The sequence below is a fragment of the Stenotrophomonas maltophilia group sp. Smal17 genome (genome assembly GCF_030237045.1).
Taxonomy (GTDB): Bacteria; Pseudomonadota; Gammaproteobacteria; order Xanthomonadales; family Xanthomonadaceae; genus Stenotrophomonas; species Stenotrophomonas forensis.
In genome coordinates this window covers 65,851-84,208 of the sequence record NZ_JASJSU010000007.1, presented here as the reverse complement: position 1 = coordinate 84,208, position 18,358 = coordinate 65,851, and the positions used below count along the sequence as shown (strand labels likewise).

16 protein-coding genes are annotated in these 18,358 nt (G+C 67.4%); 7 read left to right on the top strand and 9 right to left on the bottom strand.

Annotated elements, in window-relative coordinates:
- Positions 1-83 precede the first annotated feature (83 nt).
- The 4 genes from flgA (at position 84) to QRO93_RS03915 (ending at position 2,768) form a co-directional block, all read left to right on the top strand.
- On the top strand, positions 84-740 hold the full coding sequence (flgA, locus tag QRO93_RS03930) for a flagellar basal body P-ring formation chaperone FlgA (protein ID WP_049457670.1): 657 nt from the start codon (positions 84-86) through the stop codon (positions 738-740).
- A gap of 75 nt (positions 741-815) precedes the next feature.
- A complete protein-coding gene (gene flgM / locus QRO93_RS03925; RefSeq protein WP_006444133.1) occupies positions 816-1,121 on the top strand; it encodes a flagellar biosynthesis anti-sigma factor FlgM in 306 nt (101 codons plus the stop codon).
- The gene (locus QRO93_RS03920) at positions 1,118-1,456 is read left to right on the top strand and encodes a flagellar protein FlgN (protein WP_006366325.1); all 339 of its coding nucleotides are present in this window, start codon (positions 1,118-1,120) and stop codon (positions 1,454-1,456) included. The genes flgM and QRO93_RS03920 overlap by 4 nt, the downstream gene beginning before the upstream one ends.
- Positions 1,457-1,547: 91 nt before the next feature.
- A complete protein-coding gene (locus tag QRO93_RS03915) occupies positions 1,548-2,768 on the top strand; it encodes an ATP-binding protein (RefSeq protein WP_006444180.1) in 1,221 nt (406 codons plus the stop codon).
- An 86-nt stretch (positions 2,769-2,854) separates the two neighbouring features.
- On the opposite strand, the gene QRO93_RS03910 is transcribed toward QRO93_RS03915, so the two are convergent.
- Together QRO93_RS03910 and QRO93_RS03905 are read right to left on the bottom strand one after the other, a co-directional pair.
- Positions 2,855-4,627: an EAL domain-containing protein gene (locus tag QRO93_RS03910; protein ID WP_180878304.1), complete on the bottom strand. Its 1,773-nt coding sequence runs from the start codon at positions 4,625-4,627 to the stop codon at positions 2,855-2,857.
- 4 nt (positions 4,628-4,631) lie between these two features.
- Entirely contained in the window at positions 4,632-6,734 is a 2,103-nt protein-coding gene (locus tag QRO93_RS03905) for a PAS domain-containing sensor histidine kinase (protein ID WP_180878305.1), read from the bottom strand.
- A gap of 131 nt (positions 6,735-6,865) precedes the next feature.
- Here QRO93_RS03905 and QRO93_RS03900 point away from each other — a divergent pair, with 131 nt between their 5' ends.
- On the top strand, positions 6,866-9,625 hold the full coding sequence (locus tag QRO93_RS03900; protein ID WP_049457667.1) for a GGDEF domain-containing phosphodiesterase: 2,760 nt from the start codon (positions 6,866-6,868) through the stop codon (positions 9,623-9,625).
- Between the two features lie 428 nt (positions 9,626-10,053).
- On the opposite strand, the gene QRO93_RS03895 is transcribed toward QRO93_RS03900, so the two are convergent.
- From QRO93_RS03895 to QRO93_RS03870, 6 genes are all read right to left on the bottom strand, one after another.
- Entirely contained in the window at positions 10,054-10,269 is a 216-nt protein-coding gene (locus QRO93_RS03895) for a hypothetical protein (RefSeq protein WP_180878306.1), read from the bottom strand.
- A 98-nt stretch (positions 10,270-10,367) separates the two neighbouring features.
- Entirely contained in the window at positions 10,368-11,558 is a 1,191-nt protein-coding gene (locus tag QRO93_RS03890) for a methyl-accepting chemotaxis protein (RefSeq protein ID WP_049446363.1), read from the bottom strand.
- A gap of 162 nt (positions 11,559-11,720) precedes the next feature.
- The gene (gene hflD, locus QRO93_RS03885; RefSeq protein ID WP_008267693.1) at positions 11,721-12,335 is read right to left on the bottom strand and encodes a high frequency lysogenization protein HflD; all 615 of its coding nucleotides are present in this window, start codon (positions 12,333-12,335) and stop codon (positions 11,721-11,723) included.
- On the bottom strand, positions 12,332-13,474 hold the full coding sequence (gene mnmA / locus QRO93_RS03880; protein WP_053449691.1) for a tRNA 2-thiouridine(34) synthase MnmA: 1,143 nt from the start codon (positions 13,472-13,474) through the stop codon (positions 12,332-12,334). The genes hflD and mnmA overlap by 4 nt, the downstream gene beginning before the upstream one ends.
- On the bottom strand, positions 13,471-13,932 hold the full coding sequence (locus tag QRO93_RS03875; protein ID WP_053449692.1) for an NUDIX hydrolase: 462 nt from the start codon (positions 13,930-13,932) through the stop codon (positions 13,471-13,473). Before QRO93_RS03875 ends, mnmA begins: the two co-directional genes overlap by 4 nt.
- 1 nt (position 13,933) lies before the next feature.
- On the bottom strand, positions 13,934-14,407 hold the full coding sequence (locus QRO93_RS03870; protein WP_040007777.1) for a hypothetical protein: 474 nt from the start codon (positions 14,405-14,407) through the stop codon (positions 13,934-13,936).
- 112 nt (positions 14,408-14,519) lie between these two features.
- On the opposite strand from QRO93_RS03870, the gene clpS reads away from it, so the two are divergent.
- Positions 14,520-14,846, top strand: a complete 327-nt coding sequence (clpS, locus tag QRO93_RS03865) for an ATP-dependent Clp protease adapter ClpS (RefSeq protein WP_006444529.1) — start codon at positions 14,520-14,522, stop codon at positions 14,844-14,846.
- A gap of 248 nt (positions 14,847-15,094) precedes the next feature.
- Here clpS and QRO93_RS03860 read toward each other — a convergent pair whose 3' ends face one another.
- On the bottom strand, positions 15,095-15,907 hold the full coding sequence (locus QRO93_RS03860; RefSeq protein WP_180878307.1) for an APH(6) family putative aminoglycoside O-phosphotransferase: 813 nt from the start codon (positions 15,905-15,907) through the stop codon (positions 15,095-15,097).
- A 138-nt stretch (positions 15,908-16,045) separates the two neighbouring features.
- Here QRO93_RS03860 and clpA point away from each other — a divergent pair, with 138 nt between their 5' ends.
- Positions 16,046-18,331: an ATP-dependent Clp protease ATP-binding subunit ClpA gene (gene clpA / locus QRO93_RS03855; RefSeq protein WP_053449694.1), complete on the top strand. Its 2,286-nt coding sequence runs from the start codon at positions 16,046-16,048 to the stop codon at positions 18,329-18,331.
- The last annotated feature ends 27 nt before the right edge of the window (positions 18,332-18,358 follow it).

Sequence of the window (18,358 nt, the reverse complement as noted above, 5' to 3'; positions counted from 1 at the left end):
CCGCGACTCTACAGAAGGCGGCCCCGTCGATCTGGCACATCCCTTGCACGCATCTCGGCCAGATCCCCTCGACAGGAGGCGCCATGCGCCGGGTCACATTTCTGTATGCCATCGCCCTGGCCCTGGCCACGCCCTGGGCGGGCGCCGCTGACTGGCAGCCCGTGGCCAGCATCCGCGCAGCAGCGCTGACGACGCTGCCGGCCGGCAGCGAAGGCGAGGCCCAGGTGGCCGACGCGCTGCGCCTGCCGAAGTGTGGTGGCGCGCTGCAGGTGCAGCCCACTGCCAACACCACGGTGGAGGTCAGCTGTCCCGATGCAGGCGGTTGGCGCCTGTTCGTGCCGGTGAAGGTACGGCGCAACCAGACCGTGCTGGTACTCAATCGTGGAATCGGCACTGGAGAAACCCTTACCGCCGCCGATATCACCACTGCCCAGCGTGATGCTGCCCGGATTGCCGGTGCGGTGCTGGCCGATCCCAACGCGGCGATCGGCCGCATCGCCCGCCGTCCGCTGCAGGCCGGGGCCCTGCTGTCGAACAACGACCTGGTGGTGCAGCGTCTCATCAAGCGAGGAGACAATGTGGCCCTGGTGTCGCGTCGCGGCTCGGTCGAGGTGCGCATTGCCGGCCGTGCGATGGGTGACGCGGGCGAGAATGAACGGGTCTCGGTGGAGAACCTGTCCTCGCGGAGGATCGTGCAGGGCACGGTCGATGCCGCAGGTGACGTAATCGTGGCGCGTTGAATTACCGCAGAATATCCCTAAAGATCACGGCCCAGCGGCCGTTATCCCTTGTGAACGGCAACTCCAGGACACCCCATGAGCCAGAAAATCGACGGCAACCTGCAGGTCCCCCAGGCACTGCGCAGCGTGACGACCCCGGCCAGCAAGCCCGGCGTCAGCAGCGATTCGCCGGCACGCCCGGTCGAGGCCGCCGACAGCCTGCGCCTGACCGGCGAGGCCACCAATCTGCAGGCCATCGAGCGTGAGCTGACCACCGCCCCGGCGATCGACGCCCAGCGCGTGGCCGCCGTGCGCGAGTCGCTGCAGAACGGCACCTACAAGATCAATCCGGACGCGATCGCTTCGCGCATGCTCGATCTGGACCAGCAGCTGCAGGGATGACCGCAGCGATGAGCGAGCCGCTGCAGCGTCTCGCCCAGGCCCTGGACGTTGAGCGCCAGGCCCTGGTCGAGCACGACGTGCACGCCCTGATCCGTGCCACCGGCGCCAAGCTGGAAGCGCTGCGTGCGCTGGAAGGCGCACCGCCGGTCGGCGAGGGCGAACAGCTGCAGGAACTGGCCGAACGCAACCGGGCCAACGGTGTGCTGCTGTCGCGCCGCCGCCGTGAGGTCAACTGGGCGCTGCGCCAGCTGGGCCGTACCGAAGACGCCTCGGCCTACGACGCCAAGGGCCAGTCGCACACGGTCACCGCCCGCCGCCCCCTCGCCGTCGCCTGACGCGACGGCGATCGCACACCCCCTCCCTGCGGGCTGAAGCCCGCCGCGTGACCGCGTATATTGGGCGCCTGTTCGAACGCCCCGAGTTGCCGTGTCCGCTGCCAACGCCCTGGTTACCGCCCCCCTTCCGCCGCAGCCGGTGCTGCAGGCGCTGCTTGAGCGCCTGCGCGAAGGCCTGCTGCTGTTCACCGAAGACGGGCAGGTGGCCCTGGCCAATCCGGCCGCGCAGAACCTGCTGGCCAACGGCGAAGACGGCGCATTGCCGCCGCCGCAGCGCCTGCGTGAACTGTTGCCGCCCGACGCGCTGGAGCAGGCGCGCCAGCATGGTCACTGGAACGGCAGCCTGCCGCTGGGCGAGGGCGTGGTCATCGCCCACCTGTACCACCACGGCCCGGTTGGCGAAGGGCACTTCCTGGCCCTGTTCCGCCACATCGAAGGGCAGGAAGACTACGAACGCGAACTGCAGCAGCGCCACGCCGAACTGCGCCAGGCCTACCTGCGCCTCAACGGCACCCAGGAAAAGCTGCTGCAGTCGGAGAAGATGGCGTCGATCGGCCAGCTCGCCGCGGGTGTGGCGCACGAGATCAACAACCCGATCGGTTACGTGCACTCCAACCTGGGCAGCCTGCAGGAATACCTGCGCAGCCTGTTCACCGTGATCGAGGCCTACGAGCGCGCCCTGCGTGCGCCGGATCCGAAGGCGTTGATTCCGGAGATCGACGATATCCGTGACCGCCTCGACATCGATTTCATCAGCCGCGACCTGCCGCAGCTGATGGCCGAGTCGCGCGAGGGCATCGAGCGGGTCACCCGCATCGTGCGCGACCTGAAGGACTTCTCTTACTCCGGTCGCGATGAGTCGTGGAAGCTGGTCGACCTGCACGCGGGCCTGGAATCGACCATCAACATCATCTGGAACGAGCTCAAGTACAAGGTCACCCTGGTGCGCGAGTTCGGCCAGTTGCCGCTGGTGGAGTGCTTGCCGTCGGAACTGAACCAGGTCTACATGAACCTGCTGCTCAACGCCGGCCACGCCATCGCCGAGCGCGGCACCATCACCGTGCGTACCGGCGTCGATGGCGATCATGTGTGGGTCGAGTTCGAAGACACCGGCGGCGGCATCTCGCCGGAACTGCGCCAGCGCATCTTCGATCCGTTCTTCACCACCAAGCCGGTGGGCAGCGGCACCGGGCTGGGCCTGTCGATCTCCTACAGCATCATCAACAAGCACCACGGCCGCATCGACCTGGACAGCACCCCGGGCGTCGGCTCGCGCTTCCGCGTGGTGCTGCCGGTGAAGCAGCCGCGATAAGGCGATTCTGTAGAGTCGAGCCATGCTCGACTGCTCTTTGCGGGGCCCCAAGTGGAGTCGAGCATGGCTCGACTCTACAACGCCGGTTACCGCTGCGGGCGATCCTCGCCACCTTCGCCGGTTTCAACCGGCGCTGGCCCGGCATTGCTGCGACGCTGTTCCTCGTAGGTGCGGAACGCCTGGTGGATGTGCTTGCGCAACTCGTCGTCGTTCCATGGCTTGGTCAGGAAACGGTAGATCGCGCCGCGGTTGATCGCGTCGGTCACCGTGTTCAGATCGGTGTAGCCGGACAGCACCAGGCGGATCGTATCCGGGTACAGCATCTTCACCCGGCCGAGGAACTCGGTGCCGCTCATGTCGCTCATACGCTGGTCGGACAGGATCACCTGCACGTCGTTGATCGCCAGCAGGTCGAACGCATCGCGCACGTTGCCGGCGGCCAGGATGCGGTAGCCATCGCGGCGGAACAGCCGCACCAGCGAGCGCAGCACGTTCTCTTCGTCGTCCAGCAGCAGCAGGGTGCGGTCGGGGCGGGTCTCGGCGAACGCCTCCGGGCGCAGGTAACGGCGGCGCAGGGTCATGCCGGCGGCATCGGCCGACATCGGTTCGCCGAACAGGTAGCCCTGGAACACATCGCAGTCGTTGCGGCGCAGGAAACCCAGCTGCGCCTGTGACTCGACGCCATTGGCGATCACGGTCATACCCAGCTGGTGGCCCATGGCGATGATCGCGCGGGCGATGGCGGCCTCGCGGTTGCCGGCCGGCGCGCTCTTGATGAAGCTGCGGTCGATCTTCAGCTTGTCCACCGGGTAGCGCACCAGCGCGCTCAGGCTGGAATCACCGGTGCCGAAGTTGTCCAGGCTCAGGCTGATGCCTTCATTGCGCAGGTTGGCCAGTGTCTCGTGCACGAAATTGACGTTGTTGGTCAGCGCGCTTTCGTTGATCTCCAGCGTCAGCATATGCGCCGGAACACCGGCGGCCTGCATCAGCGACATCACCTCGGCGAAGAAGTTCGGCCGCAGCAGCTGCAGGGTGGAGACGTTCACCGCGATGGTGAAGTCATCGAAACCCTGGTCCCGCCACAGGCGTGCCTGTTTCAACGCGCCCTCCAGCACCCACGTGCCGATCTGCACGATGATCCCCAGCCGCTCGGCGGTGCGCATGAAGCGCTCGGGCACCAGCATGCCCAGCGTGGGCGACTGCCAGCGCAGCAGCGCCTCCATGCCCACCACGTGGCCGTCGCGGGCGCTGACCAGCGGCTGGTAGCGCAGCTTCAGCTCGCCGTTGGGAATCGCATCGACGATCTGCCGCGCGATGATGCTCTCGCTGTGCGCGCTGGGCGGGGTATCCACCGCATGGATGCGCACCGCGTTGCCGCCTTCGCGCGCGGCCTGGTACAGCGCGTCTTCGGCGTGGTCAAGCAGGCGCGAAGTGCTGCTGGCATGTTCCGGGCACAGGCTCACGCCCAGCTTGCCGGTCATGAACAGCGTGTACGGCAGCACAGACAGCGGCAGCTCCATCTGCTGCCGGATCTCCTCAGCGAAGTCTTCCGGTAGCGGCACGTCGGCGGTGCGCGGTACCGCGATCAGGAATTCGTCGCTGCCGTGGCGCCACAACTTGCCACGCCCGCGCAGGTAGGACTGCAGGCGCTGCGCCACCAGCACCAGGGCCTGGTCGCCCACTTCCGCGCTCATGTTCTCGTTCACCGAGGCGAAGTGGTCGATGTCCACATGCATCAGCATCAGCGCGGTACCGCCCGAAGCCGCGTCGGCGACCATCGCCTGCAGCTCGGGATTGCCGGCGCCAAGGCGGTCGGGTGCATCGTCGATGCTGACCGGGGGCAGGTTGGGATTCCACATAGGCTCAGTATTCCGGTGACTCGACGGCGGCCATGCCGGCCGCCTGGTAGGGGAGGTGGACGTCGACGAGGGTGCCTTCGCCATGCGCGGACTCGATCCGTACATGGCCACCGACACTCTGCGCGCGCTCGCGCATCACGATCAGGCCAAGCCCGCGCGGTCCATCCGGGTCGAAACCTTCGCCGTCATCGCGGATCTGCAGATGCAGGCCGCGTTGCCCGACGTCACGCAGCTGCAGCTGCACCTGGCTGGCGCGCGCATGGCGCAGCACGTTGGTCAGGCTCTCCTGCGCGATGCGGAAGCAGGCCTGTTCGATGCTGTTGTCCGGGCGATGCGGCAGCGGCTCGATCTCGGCCAGCAGTTCAACCGGCGAGGACCGGAACAGCACGCGTGCCTGCCAGCTCAGCGCGGCCTCCAGCCCCAGTGCGTCCAGCTGCGGCGGGCGCAGCAGGGTGGAGATATCGCGCAGCTTGGCCACGGTGGTGTCGGCCAGGCTGACGATCTGCGCCAGGTCCTCGGCGCGGCGCTGCGGGTCATCTTCGTCCTGCGCCGCATAGGCCGACAGCTTGATCGCGGTGATCGCCTGGCCGATGTCGTCGTGCAGGTCGCGCGAGATCGCGCGGCGCTCGTCCTCCTGCAGCGAGAACAGGCGGCCGGCCATCGCCTGCAGCTCGCGGTTGCTGGTTTCCAGTGCGCTGCGGGTGCGCTCGGAATCGCTGAGGTCGCGCACGATCAACAGCTTGCAGTCGCGGCCGCCATAGCGCACTTCACCCACCGCCAGCCCGGCATGGAAGCTGCGGCCGTCGGCGCGCTGCATCGCCACCACGCTGCTGTGCCCGGGGCCCAGGTGCGGCTGCCCGGCGCGCAGCTGGCTGCGCACCCGCGCCAGGTCACCTGCAGCGACCAGCGCTGACAGCGGCTCGCCCAGCAGGGTGTGGCTGCCATAGCCGAACAGGCTGGCGGCCCACGCATTGGCGTACAGCACGTGTTCGTCGGACAGAATCACCACGCCATCGGGCAGCACCCGCACCAGCTCGCGGAACTGTTCCTCGCGCTCGCGCAGCAGGCGCCGCGATTGTTCGCGCTCGGTCACGTCCTGCAGGGTGCCCAGCACGCGGCTGCGGCCGGACTCATCAATGCCACTGGCGGCGCGCAGGTGCACCATCAATGCACGGCCGTCCATCGACAGCAGCGGCAGCAGCACGTCCACCTGCACCGGGTCGCCGGAGCACAGCTCGGACAGCAGCTGTTCGGTCTGGGTGGCGGTGGCCGGGTCGGCCGGCACCAGCAGTTCGTCGAAACGGTGCCAGCGGCGCGCCTCGGGCGGGCGGCGGCCGAGCAGGCGATAGACCTGGTTGGAGTAGCGGCCCAGGGCCGTGGAGGGATCCAGTTCCCATGCACCGATGCGGGCCAGCTCGTGCGCCTCTTCCACCCGCGCCAGTGCCTGGTCACGGCGCAGCTGGGCCAGGTCCTCGGCGGTGCGGTCGATGGCGATCAGCAGGCGGGCATTGTGGCCGTCGTAGCTGATCGCATTGGAACGCAGTTCCATCTGGCGCTGACTGCCGTCACGCAGCTGCAGCTGCGTGCGCAGGATGCACAATTCTTCCGGCGCCTCGCGGATCGCCTCCAGCTTGGTCTGCAGGGCCTGGTCCTGGCCTGGCGGCCACAGTGCATCGATGGTTTGCTCCAGCAGCGCGTCGCGTTCCCAGCCGAAGGTCGCGCAGGCGGCGGGGTTGGCATCGAGGATGGCCAGCGTATCCAGGTCGTAGACCAGGATCGGGCCGGGATTGCCCTCGAACATCTGCCGCAGGCGCAGTTCCGACGCCTGCTGCCGGGCATGGGTCTGCAGCACGTGCTCGGCCAGCGGGCGCAACAGCAGGTACAGCAGCCCGGCGCTGGCCAGGGCGAAGAATGCACCCTTCAGGCCCTGCCACAGCGCTGCCTGCTGCGGGTCGGGCACCAGTGCCTGCACCGCGCCGTCGGTTGCGATCATCCAGGCCAGCGCCATCACCAGGTAGCTCAGCACCACCCGCCGCCGGTCGCGGCTCAGCGCCTGCGCCATCCGCGGGTCAGAAACAGGGGCCTTGCCGGTAGGGTCTGCGGGCATGGATGGGAGGGATGAAAGGGGCGCCGGCCATCTTACCGCGCGGGTGTGCCCTGACCACTCAATTATCCGCCGCAGGCGCCGTTAACCACTGCGTGCCCCGCTGACGGGCGTGTCATCCGGAGCAAGATCGCGTGGACCAAGGGATCATCGCCAGCCTGCTGCAGCACCCGCTTGCGTCGGCGCTGGTCATCGTCGACCGTACGGGACGCCCGTTGGCGGCCAATCCGGCTGCGCGCGAGCATGGCCTGCCGGCCACCGTGGCCGCCTATGCGCCGATGCTGGAAGATCTGCGCCTGATGGCCGCCGATGGCGGCATCGTGGCCTGTACGCTGCCCGGCGGCCCGCGCGGTCACTACGACGGCCACCTGCGCGCCGTGCACGATGGCGCCGGCAACCTGCTGGCGTTCACGCTGAGCGTTCCCGAGCCAACGCCGATCGATGGCGGCGGGCGCTGGGAGCTGGCGCTGGACAGTGCCGGCCACAGCCTGTGGGATTGGGATATTCCCAGTGACCGCGTGGCGCGAACCCCGGCGCTCGGCGATGAGACCGCCACCGAGATGTTGTCACGCGTCCACAGCGAGGACATCGGCCAGGTGCGTGCGGCACTGGACCAGCATCTGCGCGGGCAGAGCGAGCAGTACAGCGCGCAGTTCCGCTTCCGCCAGGCCGATGGCCAGTGGCGCTGGGTCCTGGACCGGGGGCGCGTGGTCGCGCGTACGGCCGATGGCCAGCCGCTGCGCATGGTCGGCACGCATACCGATATCGAGCAGCAGAAGCAGCTGGAATCGCTGCTGCAGGAACAGCAGCTGCACCTGAGCGAGGCGCAGCGCATCGCCAGCATGGGCAGCTGGTCGTTTGATCCGACCACCGGTCACTTCTGGTGGTCGCCGGAACTGCGCTCGCTGCTGGCGCTGGAGCAGGGCGCCGTGCCCGGCCAGCGGCGCTGGCTCAAGCAGTTGCACCCGCGCTCGCGCGGCGCCCTGCGCGCGGCCTGGCGGCGGTTGTGGCGCGATGGTCGCGCCGCCAACCTGGAGCTGGAGCTGACCCGCGGCAACGAGCCCTCGCAGCACCTGCGGCTGTGGATGCAGCCGCTGATGGACATGGAGGGGCAGCCCAAGCGACTGCTCGGTCAGGTCCAGAACATCACCGAACAGCACCAGACCGATGCGCTGATCCGTTGGCGCACCGAACTGCTGAACCGCGTTTCCGCACTGGGCCGCATCGGCGGCTGCGAGATCGAGGTGCAGACCCGGCACATGCAGTGGACCGAGGAGTGCTATCGCATCCACGGCCTGCGCAAGGAGCCCATCACCCTCGACCAGGCGCTGGCGCTGTACACCGAGGATTCGCGCAGCGCCTTCGAGGCGGCGTTGGTGCGGATCGCCAATGGCGGGCTGCCCGAGCAGCTGGACCTGTGCTTCTACCGCCAGTCCGGCCTGCGTGTCTGGGTGCAGGTGCTGGTCGAGCTGGACCGCCGGGATGGGCTGCCGCCGCGCTTCGTGGTGCTGTTCCGTGACATCACCCGCGAGCGCGAAGCCAACGAGCGCATCGAGCTGCTGGCGCATTACGACCTGCTCACCGGCCTTCCAAACCGTGTGCTGCTCGGCGAGCAGACCGCCGAAGCCATCGAGGAAGCGCGCGACCGCGGCACCTCGCTGGCAATGCTGTTCATCGATCTGGACGGCTTCAAGACCATCAACGACAGCTTCGGCCACGCCACTGGCGATGCGCTGCTGAAGGCGGCGGCCACCCGGTTGCACCAGAACCTGCGTAACAACGATCTGTTCGGGCGTTTCAGCGGTGATGAGTTCATCGTCGTGCTGCGCGACCTGGCCGAGCCGGAAGACGCCGGCCACGTGGCACGCAAGCTGATTGCCTCGCTGGCCGAGCCGCTGCGCCGTGGCGAGACCACGTTGAAGGTGGGTGCCAGCGTCGGCATTGCGATGCTGGGTGATGCACAGACCGACTTCGATTCGCTGCTGCGCGCGGCCGACGCCGCGATGTACGCGGCCAAGGAAGCCGGGCGCAACACCTACCAGTACTACAGCCAGGACGCACTGGCCCGGATCCAGCGCAAGCTTGAACTGGAGCATGCGCTGCACGGCGCCATCGAGCGCGAAGAGTTCAGCCTGGCCTATCAGCCGCTGCTGCACGCGCACCAGGGCGAACCGCCGGCGATCGAGGCGCTGCTGCGCTGGCATCGTCCGGGCATCGGCTATTGCAGCCCGGCTGAATTCATTCCCATTGCCGAAAAGTGCGGCGAGATCGTGCGCATCGGCGACTGGGTGCTGAACGAGGCCTGCCGGCAGGCGACAGCCTGGGACCACGCTGGCCTGCGTTTCGATCGCATCGCAGTCAATGTGTCGGCGGTGCAGCTGCGTGACCGTGGTTTCGCCGAGCGTGTGATCGAGATCTGTCACGCCCACGGCTGGCCGCCACAGCGGCTGGAGCTGGAACTGACCGAGTCGGCGCTGATCCGTGACACCGACATCCTGCGCCACTGCTTCGACGTGCTGGAACGGCACGGCGTGCCCCTGGCGGTGGATGACTTCGGCACCGGCTTCTCCAACCTCAACTACCTCAACCGTTTCCCGGTGGGGCGCCTGAAGATCGACCGCAGCTTCGTGCAGGGCATGCTGCATGACTCGGGCACGGCCGAAGTGACCCAGGCCATCGTGCATCTGGGCCACGCGCTGGGCATGAAGGTGGTGGCCGAAGGCGTGGAAACGCACCAGGAAGAAGACATGCTGCGCCGCCAGGGCTGCGACGAGATCCAGGGCTACCTGTACTCGCGCCCGCTCAGCCCGCGTGACCTGGCGCAGTGGCTGCGCCAGCAGCACCCGTCACCGATGCGCACCGACGCCAGCGGCGAAGTGGTGCTGGTGCGCTGACCGCATCTGGACCGGCTCTGGTGGGTGCCGACCTTGGTCGGCACTGACGCCTGCATGCGCAATCATCCACGCATGGCGTGGATCTACTTCACGCATCGGCCTTGGTCGGCACGGATGCCCGCGCTCGCGATCATCCACGCATCAGAATCCTGCTCTGGTGGGTGCCGACCTTGGTCGGCACTGATGCCTGCACGCGCGATCATCCACGCATCAGAATCCCGCTCTGGTGGGTGCCGACCTTGGTCGGCACGGATGCCTGCACGCGCGATCATCCACGCATCAGAGTCCCGCTCTGGTAGGTGCCGACCTTGGTCGGCACTGATGCCTGCACGCGCGATCATCCACGCATGGCGTGTATCTACTTCACGCATGGGCTTTAGTCGGCACGGATGCCTGCGCCCGCGTTCATCCACGCATGGCGTGGATCTCTATCTCAAGGCTTCCCCATCCAGGCCCAGGTCCCACGCCAGGCCCAGCAGTTCGTTGTCCGCACGGGAAGGCGCAGGCCGCGCATCGGCCAGCTGCTGCAGTTCGCGGATCTCCTCGCGTGCCACGTCTTCCAGCTGTTGCAGCTGCTCACGCACGCTCGCGTTGCGCGGGCGCTCGGTGTCGGTGAGGGAGGGCAGGGCGCGGATCAGGGTCATGGTGCGCGTACAGGATGCATCCAACGGCGGGTCACAGGCAAAGGCCCCGGACGAACCGGGGCCTTTCGGGCTGCCGGTGGCGGCAGCGGACATCAGGATCAGAACAGCTCGACGGTACCGGCGCCCATGCTCTGCTGGGCAACCGGCTTGTGCGGCGGGCGCTCCCATTCGCTACGCAGTTCGCGCAGGCGGCTGCCAGTGCGCTGCAGGGCGGTGGCGATCTCTTCGTCGAACACGCCGCCATTGCGGTGCAGCAGCTCCTGCAGGGCCACCGCTTCGCGGTTGATCGCGGTCAGTCGGTCCAGGTGGGTGTGCACGCCGCCCAGCGCCTGGGTGGCGATGTCTTCGAACTGCAGGGCGCGCACGGCCTCGGCCACGCTGCCATCGATCGAACGGGCACACTCGGAGACTTCGCGCATGCCGTCGCCCAGCGAGGCGTTGATCTGAGCGACGTTGTCGAGCATGGCCGCCGCTTCCTGGCGCGCTTCACGGGAGCGGTCCATATCGCGCGAGGCCATGTGCGAGACCGTCTCGCGCACCTTGGCGATGGCGTCCTTGGAGCTGTGCGCCAGCTTGCGGATCTGCTCATTGAACGTGGTCGAGCGCTCGGACAGGTTGCGCACTTCGTCGGCGACCACGGCGAAGCCACGACCGGCTTCACCGGCACGCGCGGCTTCAATGGCAGCGTTCAGGGCCAGCAGGTTGGTCTGGTCAGCGATCGACTTGACGTCTTCCAGCAGCGCGAAGATGCCATCCAGGTGCTGCGCCATCTGGTCGATGTGCTGCACGGTGGTACTGCTCTGGCCGCTGACCTGCTCCAGCGCCTCCACCAGCTGCTCCATGCGATGGCTGGCGTGCTGGGCAAAGCGGGCAACGTCGAGACCGGCGCTGCCTTCATCACCGGCGCGGTCAACGATGCGCGACAGGGCCTGGCTCTGCTGGCGCGACTTGCGGTTCATCGCATCGAAGCTGCCGCCCAGGCTGGAAACGGCCTGGCGGATCAGGTCACGGGCACGTTCCACTTCGCCGCGCGAACCGTCGATCTCGTTGCCGACGAAGTTGCGCAGTTCGGTCAGCAGCTGGTCCTGCTCACGCAGCACGCGGGCATGTTCCGGGGAACGGTGCGCCTGGGCGCGGGTGGTCCACCACGCAAAGCCGAGCCAGCTCAGCGTCATCGTGGTCAGGATCGCCCAGCGCAGGGCGGCCGGCCATTCGAAACCGATGGCGAAGGGGAGCAGCAGGGTCAGAGCCAGGGGGGCGGCCAGACGGATGAAAATGCGTGAGTACATGGACGTTCTCGGGAGGTGCACGGAGGATGTATCGGCCGTACCCCCTTTCTCTTTAACGTCGATGTGCCTTGAAGTGCATTCTGAATGCGCCGGTTTTCCGGCGCCTGGCGCGTCGTTGCGTTGCGCACTCGCCGGGCGATGCCCGGCGAATGTGGGTGAAGGTCAGGCCAGCTGACGGTCCACGGCCTCGATCATCGCCTTGCGGCTGAACAGGAAGTCCCAGTAGCTGCCGCCCAGCTGCCGCCACAGCACCGCCGAGCGTACCGCGGCCAGCAGCAGGGCGCGGATCTCGGCGACCACGCCGGCCTGGCCCAGGTAGTGCGGGTTGCCCTGCACCATCACCCGCGGTTTCAGGTGGCTGATGGTGTCGGCATACAGGCCGCCCAGGTTGGCCAGCACATCCGGGTGGCCGCTGTCGCCCAGTTCGGTGGCCTGGCGCTGGGCGCGTTCGATGCCCGAGGCAACTTTGTTCACGGTCGCCCCGTCCTGCACGAAGCGCCGCTCCAGCTGCAGCACCGACAGCGCCAGCTTGGGCAGGATCGGGTCCTGGCCCTGGCTGCGGAAGTAGTTGTGCAGCAGGCGCAGGCCCGCCTTCAGCGCGTCGCGGTCACCGAACACCTCCTGCGGCGAGGACGCGTCGACGCGGAACACGCTGTCCACAGCGGTGCGCACGGCGGCGGCGTCGGAATGGCCGGTATCGGCGATGCGGCGTACCTGCTGCAGGGCCTGGGCAATGCCGGCCAGGGCCAGGACGCGGTCGTCGACGGTGAAACTCATGCAGCGATTACCTCAAAAGGAGAAGGGGTGGTGCGCAGGCGCTGTTCCAGCGGTGCGTCGGTGGCGGCGATCACCGCGCCACCCAGGCACACATCACCGTCATACAGCACCAGCGACTGGCCGGGGGTGACGGCGCGTTGCGGGCGGGCGAAGCTGACCAGCACGCTGCCATCGTCCAGCACTTCGACCGTACACGGCTCGTCGGGCTGGCGGTAGCGGGTCTGTGCGGTGCATTCGAAGCGCCGCGCTGGCGGTGAGCCGGCAATCCAGTGCGCGGTCTCCGAGCGCAGGCGGTCAGACAGCATCCATCGGCTGTCGCGGTCCTGGTCTACGTACAGCACGTTGCTGGCCACGTCCTTGCCGACCACGTACCACGGCGCGGCCGGACGGCCGCGTACGCCGCCGATGTTCAGGCCTTCGCGCTGGCCCAGGGTGAAATAGAACACGCCCGGGTGTTCGGCGATCACGCTGCCGTCGGCCGGGTCGAGGATCTGGCCTGGCTTGGCCGGCAGGTAACGGCCGAGGAACTCGCGGAAGTCGCGCTCACCGATGAAGCAGATGCCGGTGGAATCCTTCTTGGCGTGGGTCGGCAGGCCGACGTCGCGCGCGATCCGGCGCAGGTCGCTCTTTTCAAGATCGCCGATCGGGAACAGCGTGGCCGCCAGCTGCTGCTGGCCGAGCTGGTGCAGGAAGTAGCTCTGGTCCTTGGAGCGGTCGGCGCCACGGAGCAGCAGCCACTGGCCGCCGCGCTGGGTCACCCGCGCGTAGTGGCCGGTGGCGATGCGCTCGGCACCCAGTTCGCGGGCCGCGTCCAGGAAGTGCTTGAACTTCACTTCGCGGTTGCACAGCACGTCCGGGTTCGGGGTGCGGCCGGCGGCGTACTCGGCCAGGAAGTGCTCGAACACGCCCTGCCAGTACTCGCTGGAGAAATCGCGGAAGTGGAACGGAATGCCGAGCAGGCCGCAGACCGCCACCGCATCGCGGCGGTCATCTTCGGCGCGGCAGTCGCCGCTGCCGTCGTCGGCCCAGTTCTGCATGAACAGGCCGGCTACGGCTTCGCCCTGTTGTACCAGGCGCCAGGCGGCGACCGAGGAATCGACGCCACCGGAGACGCCCACCATCACCCGCGGAGTGCTCATGCGACCTCCCTGACCAGCGAAAGGGGATGGCGCTGGCCACCCAGGAAATCAGCCACCACCTGCCAGACCAACGGGCTGCGCAGGCGTTCGCCAGCGGACTGCAGCTCGGCCGGGGTCAGCCACAGCGCGCGGTCGATGCCGGTGTCCAGCGGCTGCGCCGGGTCATGCGAGAGCGGGCGTGCCGCATAGCAGAAGCGCAGGAAGGCGGTGCCGTCGCCGGCGGTCCACTGGTAGCAGCCGATGAAATGGGTCAGCTGTACCGTCCAGCCGGTTTCCTCGCGGGTCTCGCGCAGGGCCGCCTCGGCCAGGCTTTCGCCCGGCTCGAGGTGGCCGGCGGGCTGGTTCAGCACCTGCCGGCCCTCGATGGTCTCTTCGACCAGCAGCACGCGGCCGCCGTCGACCACGACGGTGGCGACGGTGGCGTGCGGTGCCCAGCGCGGGTCCGGCGTGGCGTTCACCTCAGAATTCGTCCTTCTTGGTCAGTTCCAGCTCCATCGCATCGGCAGTGCGGATGGCCGCATCGATGGCGTCGCTGAGCTGGTCGGCGCTGGCATCGGCGTCGATCTTCACCACGAACATGGCGGTGGTGTCCTGCTTCACCCAGCCGCCCATCTTGGCATCCTGCGAATCCTCCAGCAGGCGGTTGGCCACGGCCACCGGGAACTGCTTGGTCTTGGCGATGTAGGCCGGCGACCAGATCTCGCGGATGTTGTGGGTACCGAAATCTTCCACCGACGAACGCACATAGACCATCTGCGTGCGGTCACCCTCGACGTCGAAGACCATGCGGTAATCGCCGTCCTCGTCCACCTCATAGGTGTAACCCAGCTTGTCCAGGTGGCGGGCCACGGCTTTGTCGGCCTCGGTCGCGGCGGCGGCAGAGCCGGCGGCGGCCAGGCCGATCAGCAGGGCAGGCAGAAGGGTCCTTTTCATGAAGATCCTGTGAAGCAGATTTGAAAGAAGCTGCAATTGTGACGGTGGGCGTCCGTGCCGTCCAATCCGCAGCAGGCCGACGCAGGCCGGGCGCAACCTCTATAATGGGTGGATGCCCCATGAGTCTTCCCCCGATTCCCATCACGAGCACGGCGTTGCCGTGGAGCCCGCGCGCCCGGAAGTGGCGCCGCCGCCGTTCTACCAGGTGATGCTGCTCAACGACGACTACACCCCGATGGATTTCGTGGTGGACGTGCTGCAGCAGTTCTTCAGCATGGACCTGGACAAGGCCACGCAGGTGATGCTGCACGTGCATACCCGTGGCCGCGGCGTGTGCGGGGTGTTCACCCGCGAAGTGGCCGAGACCAAGGTCGCCCAGGTCAACGAGTACTCGCGGATGAACCAGCATCCGTTGCTGTGCACGATGGAAAAGGCCTGACCGGCTACTGATTCTCGTCCGGGCACATTGATTCCGGACCCGTTGTGCCCACCAAGGTGGGCACCTACCAGGTGCAGGCCTGTATCGATCCCGGACGGGGCGTGCCCACCAAGGTGGGCACCTGCCAGGGCGCAGGCCTGTTTCGATCCCGGACGGGGCGTGCCCACCAAGGTGGGCACCTGCCAGGGCGCAGGCCTGTTTCGATCCCGGATGGGGGGGCACCAGGGTGGGAACCTGCCAAGCGCGGTTCACCCTTCCGCCAGTGCCTCCAGCGCCATCCGCGCCACTGCCTCGTCCACGTCCGCGGGGTCGCCGTCATCGCGGAACCATACCGCCGACAGCCCCATGCTGGCTGCGATCCAGCGCAGCAGGCGCGCCCGTTCCAGGCCGGCCAGCGTGCTCACCTGTTCCAGCCGGACGGCAAACCGCTCCGGGCGCGTGGCCACATGGATACCCGGGCCGCACAGGTCCGGGTTGCTGAACAGCGTCGTGTAATCAAAGGCCCGGTCGCCCAGCAGCCGCTTCGGGTCGATCGCCAGCCAGCCGCGCGGGCCGAAATCCAGCACGTTGTCGTGGTGCAGGTCACCGTGCAGGGGCCGGATCTCCTGTTCGTCCTGCAGCAGCTCCTCCGCCATTGACCTGCACTGTTCCAATAATGGCGGTAGCGCAGCCCTTGGCTGCAGCAGGTCGGCGAACCATGTACGCAGGCAGACCAGTTCCGCTGGCGGCGCGCTCCGTGGCCGGTGCAGCTGCTGCAGGACCTGGCACAGGATCGTGGTGCAGGCGTCATCGTTGCCGTCGATCGAGCGTTGCCGCAGCGAGTCGCCGCATGCGCGTTCGATCAGGATCGCCGGCCCCTCGTGGGCCAGCAGGCGGGCGGCGCCGTCACCGTCCCACCAGCGCAGCAGGCGATGGCTGTTCTGCTCCTCGGTTTCGCTGCTGACCTTCAGCATCGCCGGCTCGCCGGCGGCGGTCAGCACCGGCCAGAGCTGGGCATGGGGCGTCTTGATGGATGCGCCATCACGCCGCAATCGCCAGCGGCTCAGGTAGGGTTCGCTCATGCTGCGCGGGCTGTCCTGGAGTGAATGAAGTTCAAGCAATGTCTACTGCTAACGCCATCTGAACGCAGCAATCCGCTAGGGTGATGGAAAACGCGTAGTCAGGCCGCATATTGTCCCCATCTGCCGCCGGAGTAATCCATGTTCAGCAAAGACCTCGAACACACCATCGGCCAGTGCTACAAGCGCGCCCGTGAGGCCCGGCATGAGTTCATGACGGTCGAACACCTGCTGTTGGCACTGCTCGACAACCCGTCCGCCCAGGCCGTTCTGAAGGCCTGTGGGGCCGACGCCGAACGCCTGCGCCAGGAACTGGAGCAGGCCATCGAGGCCTCTGTGTCGCGCCTGGCCGAAGATGACGGCCGCGACACCCAGCCGACCCTCGGCTTCCAGCGCGTGCTGCAGCGGGCCGTGTACCACGTGCAGTCCTCGGGCAAGAAGGAGGTCACCGGCGCCAACGTGCTGGTCGCCATCTTCGGCGAAAAGGACTCCCACGCCGTCTACTACCTCAACCAGCAGGACGTTACCCGGCTGGACGTGGTCAATTACCTGTCCCACGGCATCGCCAAGCTGGGTGAGGAGGGTGAGCAGCCGTCCTCGTCCTCCGAGGGCGAGGGCCGCATCGAGGGCGGGGAGGGCGAGCCGAAGGGCGACGCCCTGACCGAATTCGCCAGCAACCTCAACGAACAGGCCCGGGCCGGTCGCATCGACCCGCTGGTCGGCCGTGCCGACGAGATCGAGCGCACCATCCAGGTGCTGTGCCGCCGCCGCAAGAACAATCCGCTGTACGTGGGTGAGGCTGGCGTGGGCAAGACCGCGATTGCCGAGGGCCTGGCCCGCCGCATCGTCGAGGGCTCGGTGCCCGACGTGCTGGCTGATGCCGTGATCTACTCGCTCGACCTGGGCGCACTGGTGGCCGGCACCAAGTACCGGGGTGACTTCGAAAAGCGCCTGAAGAGCGTGCTGACCGCGTTGAAGAAGGTACCCAATGCGGTGCTGTTCATCGACGAGATCCACACCATCATCGGTGCCGGTTCGGCGTCGGGTGGCACCATGGATGCGTCCAACCTGATCAAGCCGGCGCTGGCCTCCGGTGAGCTGCGCTGCATCGGCTCGACCACCTTCCAGGAGTACCGTGGCATCTTCGAGAAGGATCGGGCGCTGGCCCGCCGCTTCCAGAAGATCGATATCGTCGAGCCGACCGTCGGCGAGACCTACGAGATCCTGCAGGGGCTGAAGTCCAAGTACGAACTGCACCACGGCGTGACCTATTCCGACGAGGCATTGCAGGCGGCGGTGGACCTGTCGGTGAAGCACATCGGCGACCGCCTGCTGCCGGACAAGGCCATCGACGTGATCGACGAGGCCGGCGCCCGCCAGCGCCTGCTGCCGGAAGGCCAGCGCAAGGAGCTGATCGACGTCGAGGAAGTCGAGGCGATCGTCGCCAAGATGGCGCGCATCCCGACCAAGCAGGTCAGTGCCACCGACAAGGATGTGCTGCAGCACCTGGAGCGCAACCTGAAGATGGTGATCTTCGGTCAGGATCCGGCCATCGAGACGCTGTCTTCGGCGATCAAGCTGGCCCGCTCGGGCCTGGGCAACCCGGAAAAGCCGATCGGCAACTTCCTGTTCGCCGGCCCGACCGGTGTCGGCAAGACCGAGGTGACCAAGCAGCTGGCGCTGCAGCTGGGCATCGAGCTGGTCCGCTTCGACATGTCCGAGTACATGGAGCCGCATTCGATCAGCCGCCTGATCGGTGCGCCCCCGGGCTACGTCGGCTTCGACCAGGGTGGCCTGCTGACCGAAAAGATCGTCAAGACGCCGCACTGCGTGCTGCTGCTGGACGAAATCGAGAAGGCGCACCCGGACATCTTCAACATCCTGCTGCAGGTGATGGACCGCGGCGTGCTCACCGATACCAACGGTCGCGAGGCCAACTTCAAGAACGTGGTGCTGGTGATGACCACCAATGCCGGCGCGGCGCAGGCCTCGCGGCGTTCTATCGGTTTCACCAAGCAGGACCATGCCACCGACGCGATGGAGACCATTCGCCGCGCCTTCACCCCGGAATTCCGCAACCGCCTCGACGCGGTAGTGCAGTTCCAGGCACTGGGCTTCGAGCACATCCTGCGCGTGGTCGACAAGTTCCTGATCGAGCTGGAGATGTTGCTGCAGGACAAGCACGTCAGCCTGTCGGCTACCCCGACCGCGCGCGACTGGCTGGCCCACCACGGCTTCGACCCGCTGATGGGTGCCCGTCCGATGGCCCGCGTGATCCAGGACAAGATCAAGCGTCCGCTGGCCGACGAACTGCTGTTCGGCAAGCTGGTGAACGGTGGCAAGGTCAGCATCGACGTCCGCGACGACGAGCTGGTGGTCGAAACCCAGGCCGAACCGGAGCGTCTGTTGCCGGTGACGGTGGAGTAAAGCCGGCGCCGGGCGCAACCCGGCAAC

Coding starts and splice junctions, on each gene's coding strand:
- QRO93_RS03895 (WP_180878306.1), bottom strand. CDS start 10,269: ATGACCCTGATCCGCGCCCTGCCCTCCCTCACCGACACCGAGCGCCCG.
- QRO93_RS03860 (WP_180878307.1), bottom strand. CDS start 15,907: ATGAGCGAACCCTACCTGAGCCGCTGGCGATTGCGGCGTGATGGCGCA.
- clpA (WP_053449694.1), top strand. CDS start 16,046: ATGTTCAGCAAAGACCTCGAACACACCATCGGCCAGTGCTACAAGCGC.
- flgM (WP_006444133.1), top strand. CDS start 816: ATGAGCCAGAAAATCGACGGCAACCTGCAGGTCCCCCAGGCACTGCGC.
- QRO93_RS03905 (WP_180878305.1), bottom strand. CDS start 6,734: ATGCCCGCAGACCCTACCGGCAAGGCCCCTGTTTCTGACCCGCGGATG.
- QRO93_RS03910 (WP_180878304.1), bottom strand. CDS start 4,627: ATGTGGAATCCCAACCTGCCCCCGGTCAGCATCGACGATGCACCCGAC.
- QRO93_RS03870 (WP_040007777.1), bottom strand. CDS start 14,407: ATGAAAAGGACCCTTCTGCCTGCCCTGCTGATCGGCCTGGCCGCCGCC.
- QRO93_RS03920 (WP_006366325.1), top strand. CDS start 1,118: ATGACCGCAGCGATGAGCGAGCCGCTGCAGCGTCTCGCCCAGGCCCTG.
- mnmA (WP_053449691.1), bottom strand. CDS start 13,474: ATGAGCACTCCGCGGGTGATGGTGGGCGTCTCCGGTGGCGTCGATTCC.
- QRO93_RS03890 (WP_049446363.1), bottom strand. CDS start 11,558: ATGTACTCACGCATTTTCATCCGTCTGGCCGCCCCCCTGGCTCTGACC.
- hflD (WP_008267693.1), bottom strand. CDS start 12,335: ATGAGTTTCACCGTCGACGACCGCGTCCTGGCCCTGGCCGGCATTGCC.
- clpS (WP_006444529.1), top strand. CDS start 14,520: ATGCCCCATGAGTCTTCCCCCGATTCCCATCACGAGCACGGCGTTGCC.
- flgA (WP_049457670.1), top strand. CDS start 84: ATGCGCCGGGTCACATTTCTGTATGCCATCGCCCTGGCCCTGGCCACG.